4 protein-coding genes are annotated in these 5873 nt (G+C 58.1%); all 4 read left to right on the plus strand.

Annotation, left to right across the window (positions count from 1 at the left end):
- Positions 1–305: hypothetical protein (locus tag R6U20_RS07400; RefSeq protein WP_410337220.1), on the plus strand; the 305-nt coding region annotated here is incomplete at its 5' end.
- A gap of 643 nt (positions 306–948) precedes the next feature.
- Positions 949–1509, plus strand: a complete 561-nt coding sequence (locus R6U20_RS07405; RefSeq protein WP_410337221.1) for an RNA polymerase sigma factor — start codon at positions 949–951, stop codon at positions 1507–1509.
- Between the two features lie 155 nt (positions 1510–1664).
- Positions 1665–2720, plus strand: coding sequence for a FecR family protein (locus R6U20_RS07410; RefSeq protein WP_410337222.1), 1056 nt, complete (start codon positions 1665–1667; stop codon positions 2718–2720).
- Positions 2721–2856: 136 nt separating this feature from the next.
- The gene (locus R6U20_RS07415; RefSeq protein ID WP_410337223.1) at positions 2857–5847 is read left to right on the plus strand and encodes a TonB-dependent receptor; all 2991 of its coding nucleotides are present in this window, start codon (positions 2857–2859) and stop codon (positions 5845–5847) included.
- Positions 5848–5873 lie beyond the last annotated feature (26 nt).

Consider the following 5873-nt stretch of genomic DNA (forward strand, 5'->3'; position numbering starts at 1 on the left):
TCAAGCGCGTTGTGAAATGGACGATCGTAACGGTCGCCGTTGGTTTGTTTTTGTTTTACGTGCCTGGTATCTACGGGACCGTTGCGAGTTGGCTGCCAACCGAAACTCAAGAATCCATTCCAGCCGCCGAGGATGTGCGGGCAACCCACGAGCGCGTACTGCCTCCTGAGTCTCGCGTCTGGGTTGAAGAACAGGTGACCGAGGGGTGGTCGGTTCTGCGAACGCAGGGTCCGGCGCTGTGGGAGGCCGGGATAATGCGTGTAGAAGAGGTCTGGGAAGAAAATACACCAACGAACGCAGAATAGTGCTCTGTCACAGGTCAATGTTTGGGTTAAACCAGATGGATACGCGTGCCGTGCCGTCCCGAAAAGTTCCTGCTAAACGCCAAGGAGATGGTTCGACTGCGCTCACCATGACAGGCTTCGTGGGGGCTGATTGCAAAGCAACCATCAAAATGAGGATTGACACAGCAATAGTGCAGGACGTGAGGGCTGCCCTCTTTCATTCGCTATTCTGGATATCAACGATACGTCGGCGCTGTACATTGCTACCCCCCAACAAAAAAACGCCCGGTCCCCCACCAGAGACCGGGCGCGCAGAAATGATACATTTCCAGAAATGCACCTTCATGACCCCTGACATCGGCCATCATAACGTGTACTCGGATATCGTTACAAAGAGTGCGTTGTACGGCCTTAAGTGGGGATTCCCTGCTATGAGAGGACCAATCCCGTAACAATATAGCAGCAATATAGACCTATGCGCGGTGCGCGAAGCCACGCCGTGTTTGCAAAAATGGTGTGATCAGTGGCATCATGGGCTATGCTCGAATGTCTACGCCTCTGTATGTTATGTGTATATGAAGTTGTGATTTAGGTACAGGTGGCCTGGGGTACCATCCTGCGGGCTGCTGTTGCTTGTTCTGCGAACTCGATGTGCTCACACGCTGTGGCTGACCCTTCCACACCCCCCGGCGACGCCTCCACATCTGACTCGAACAACCCGTTCGAGCAGCTTTTTCGTCGGACGTACCCGCACTTGCGTAGCTATGGGCATCGCCTCACCACGCGCACCGCTCTCGTAGAAGACGCCATTCAGGAGGTGTTCATGGCCCTGTGGCGCAGCGACACGTCGGTAGATGACCTGGAGCACCCGCGCAGCTACCTGCTGGCGGCGCTCAGACGACAGCTGATTCGACAGTTGCAAACCGAGCGCAAGCGGAATGAACAGGAAACAGAGCGTGCCCATCCCCCCCCAGCGTTTACCGTTGCCCACGAGGATCTGCTTGTGGCCCACGAGCGCCGCACCGAACGCCAAGAGAAGGTTGAGCAGGCCCTCAATACGCTATCCGAACGACGGCGCGAGGCGCTGTATCTGCGCTTTAAGCATGGGCTTACGCACCGAGAGATTGCCGAGGTGATGGATATTGCCTATCAAACCGCGCGCAACTACGTCTCCGAGGCGCTCCTTCATATCCGAACGTACATTAAGACGGTTGATGCGTCATAGAAGCACACCATGATACGGCGCAGTAACCAAGTTGCAACTGTGTTACATTTCAGAAGCGTACATCGGCAAGTGGCCTCCCTCTTATAGGGTGAACAGCACACGTACAATGAGGGAGGCCTCACGTGTTTGTTGGATTCGTTGGACTCATCGTTTACATGGAAGATCGTACCGAGGCACTCGTGCAGCGCCTGCTCAGCGACCCGTCGTTTCAACGATGGGCGATGGGGGATGCATCGGCTCATGCCACCGATACCGACTGGGCCGATACCGACTGGGAGGCGTGGGCCGCGCAAAGCCCCGCCCATACCGAGGCTCTGCGCGAAGCCCGGCGCACTATTGAATCCGTGGAGTGGACGGCTCCGGAGGCTCCTCCGGAAGCGGTCGATGCGGCCTGGGAGCGCGTATCTCGCACCCAGACCGACGAGACTGCCGCGCCCGCTCCCCGGGCACCGCGCCGTGCGCGCCGTCCTGCGCGTCGCCGACGCTCGCCCCGACGCCGCACAGCCGCATGGGCTACCGCTGCCCTGATCGCTATGCTGGCACTGGGTGTTGTGCTCATGCAGTATCCGAGCGGTACAGCCGCCGAGCAGGTCGTTCGCACGGCCTACGGCGAGCGCACACAGGTTGATGTTGGACCGGGTATTCAGGCTACGCTTGCCGGCAACTCGACCCTGCGCTATGACGACGACGCCCCGCATCAGCTCACGCTACAGGGCGAGGCCCGCTTCGACGTTGCGCCTCGCACCGATGCTGATGCTCCGGTTGAAGTGCACACCCCCGATGGCACGGTCCGCGTGATGGGCACCACGTTCACCGTAAGCCACTGGGAGACCACTACGGATGTGGTGCTCGCCTCGGGGGTGGTAACGGTGACTCCGGCTTCGGAAGCCTCTACATCCACCGAAATAGCACCGGGCGACTGGATCACCTTCGATGATAACGACGGCATCCAACAACAACGCACCACGAATCCCGACGCTTACCAGTCGTGGACGACCGACACCATTGTGTTCGACGATACGCCCGTAGCCCTCATCGCAGAACGTATTGAGCGCGTGTACGGCTACGAAGTGGTTGTCGAAGACGCATCCGTTCGCACGATGACGGTATCAGGCGCGGTCGAGAATGAACTGTCTGTGCTGATCAATGGGCTCCAAGGCATCTTGGGCCGCCCTATTGAGCGCACCGACCAGCGCATCATCATTCAATGATGCCCTCAGTGACGACTGCAACGAGGCCCTCCAGTATCCTGCAGTAGTATCCTGCTGTAGTATCCTGCTGTACGTGTCTGATTTGCATTGAATCCGACGTACGTATTTACACTCACTGCACCAACGAGGTACTGCTATGCATGCACACACAGGTACCAACTGCTTCTTAACGACTTTCCTTGCCGCGCTGGCGCTCGGGCTGGGATTGTCGATGCCCGTCAGCGCCCAAACGGTATTGGCCGACCAGTCTATGACCGAGGCCATGCCCGACGATACTGTTGTATCGCTGGAGGAAGCGCTTTCGTACGTTTCCGAAGAGCACGACGTCACCTTTCTCTATCAGCGTGAGGTGCTGGCTGATCTGCAAGTACCTACGCGCAAAGCGCTTCCGGCCCGATTGAGCGGACAGCTGGACCGCCTGCTGGATCCGCACGACTTGCGCTACGAGCAGGTGGGCGAGCGCTCCTACGCGATTGTGCCCCAGACCGAGTCGGACGTACGCGCGACCCCGAATGAGCAGCAAACGGGCACGCTCACCGGACAGGTTACGCAAATCGACGGCACTCCGCTGCCAGGTGTGCAGGTGGTCTTGCAAGGCACCCCACTTGGCACAACCACAGATGCCGAGGGGCGCTACACCATCGAAGATATTGAAGCGGGCACCTACACCGTGCGTGCCACCTTTGTCGGCTTTGCCCCCGGACAGGCCGAGGTTACCATCGAAGCCGATGAAACCGTAGATCAGAACTTCGAGCTGCGCGAGGATGTGATGCAGATGGAGGGCGCGATCGTGACGGGTACGCGCCAGGAGCGTACGCAGCGCGAAGCCACCAGCTCCATCTCGGTGATTCAGGGCGAAGACTTGCAGCGCAGTGAACCAAGCAGCCAGGCCGACATTCTGCGCTCGGTGCCCGGTGTGCACACCGAGGGCGGCGGTGGTGAGGTTGCAGCCAACGTGTTTGTGCGTGGTCTTCCTGCCCCCGGTCAGTTTAAGTACAACCCCATTCAGGAAGACGGCATGCCCGTCATTTCTGAAACGCGTACTACAACCAGCTCGCAAGATATCTACTTCCGTAATGACCTGAATGTAGAGCAGCTGGAGTTTGTGCGCGGCGGAAGTGCAGCGCTCTTTGGCGTTGGCTCACCAGCGGGTCTGCTGAACTACATCAGCAAAACCGGAGGGAGCTCGCAAGAAACAACGCTACGCACGCAGGTTGGCCAGGACAACCTCTACCGGTTCGACTTTAACACCAACGGGCCCATCGGCGAGAATCTGCGCTACAATATTGGCGGGTTTTATCGCTACGACGAAGGACCCGTGGTATCGGGACTCGATACGCGTGGCTTGCAGCTAAAGGGGAACCTGACGTATCTGCAAGATGATGGATACATCCGCATCTACGCGAAATACATTGACGACAATAACCAGTTCTTCCTTCCGTTTCCGCACGACCGTGACACCGGAGAGGCTGCCGATGGTAACGACGGACGCGAGATCACAACCGTGAATGCACGAGGGGCTGCTGACTTCAGCTTCCGCTCTCCCAATGGCGTGTTCGAGTCGCAGATGGAAAATGGCATTGTAACCAATGGCACGTCGGTGTCTTTCGAGTTCTCGCGAGATCTGGGCAACGACTACAATGTAGAGAGCCGCACACGGTGGACGGACATGGACCATCAGTTCAACATCTTCATTCCGTTCCCGGCGTTTCAGAACCCGTTCGATTATGCGGCGGACTTCATCGACGGTCCGAATGAGGAGGCGATCTGGCAGTTTGCCAATAGCTCGGAGACGTTTGACCCCGGCACGCCCAACAATCCGAACTATATCATTGATCAGGGCGCCTGGAACTGGGATCGCCCCTTTACCGACTTCTCTACGGACGTGCAGCTTACGCGTACGATCGATACTGGAACCACCACGCACAACATTACGGTGGGTGGCTTCTTCTCGCGTACCGAGGTCAAGCAGCGTGATACGCACAGCAGCGTCCTGAATGAGTTCGCGGATCAACCCCGCCTGATCGACCTGATCATTGAGGATACCGACACAGGCGAGCAAACGCAGGTTACGCAGAACGGCCTCAGCAATGCGGCAAGCGTGTACGTGAATAACGAGTTTGAAAGCAACAAAGCCGCCGGATATGTCGGCGATGAGGTTTCCATTGGCGACAACCTGCGCATTGACGTAGGGGCACGCTACGAGCTGCGGCAGGCCGAGATCGTCTCGGAAGGCAGCGAGACGGTAGGTGAAAATGGCGAATTCGGCAATGCCCTAGCTGTGCAAGGCTTTCAGTGGGGCAATGGCGAATTCACGCGGCGCTCAGTACGCTCGACTGATCTGGCGGCATCGCTGGGGGTCAACTATGCCCTCTCAGATATTCTTAACCTCTACGGCGTCGGATCGCGCGGCTATTTCTTTCCCGAGTTAGCCTCGTTGGCGCCACTCGTTACGCCCGATGCCGAGATTGGCGATCTGGACAACGAAGAGTTCCTGCAAGGTGAGCTGGGCTTACGCCTCAGCTCTTCGAGCCTGTCCGGATCGCTGGCTCTTTACTATACCGAACTCAACAATCGCTTCTCAGCCGACCCGCGCGAGAACCCCGAAACGGGCGTTATCGAAATTGTACCGGAGCAGGTTGGGGGAAGCCAAACGTTTGGTGTAGAACTTACAGGGGCCTTCGTCCCGCCGTTTGCTTCGGACTTCCGCCTGGATGGCATGCTCACGCTCCAAAATCATGAGTTTACTGACTTTGGCGAGTTCACAGGCAACTGGATTCAGCGGCAGCCCCAGGTGATGAGCCAGGCCGAGCTGACGTATGAAAATGCGGGCCTCGATGCCAGCATCAGCGGCAAGTACACAGGCAAGCGCTATGGCGATGAGGCCAATTTCCAGGAGCTCGATGCTTACACCATCATCAATGCGGGATTGGGCTACACCATTGATTTCTCGGATGAGCAATCGCTGCGCCTGGGCGTACGCGCCTTCAACGCATTCGAAAGCCGCGGCCTCACCGAGGGCGATCCGCGTCTGCCCGCGGGCGTCGATCCATCGGACCAGCCGTTCTTTAACGCGCGCCCCATCCTGCCACGCCGTATTACAGCCTCGCTCACGTACCGGCTGTAAGGTCTGCTCCGAAGCGGTCTGTGCCG

This window comes from Longimonas sp., from assembly GCF_046498435.1.
In the GTDB taxonomy this organism is placed as follows: Bacteria; Bacteroidota; Rhodothermia; order Rhodothermales; family Salinibacteraceae; genus Longimonas.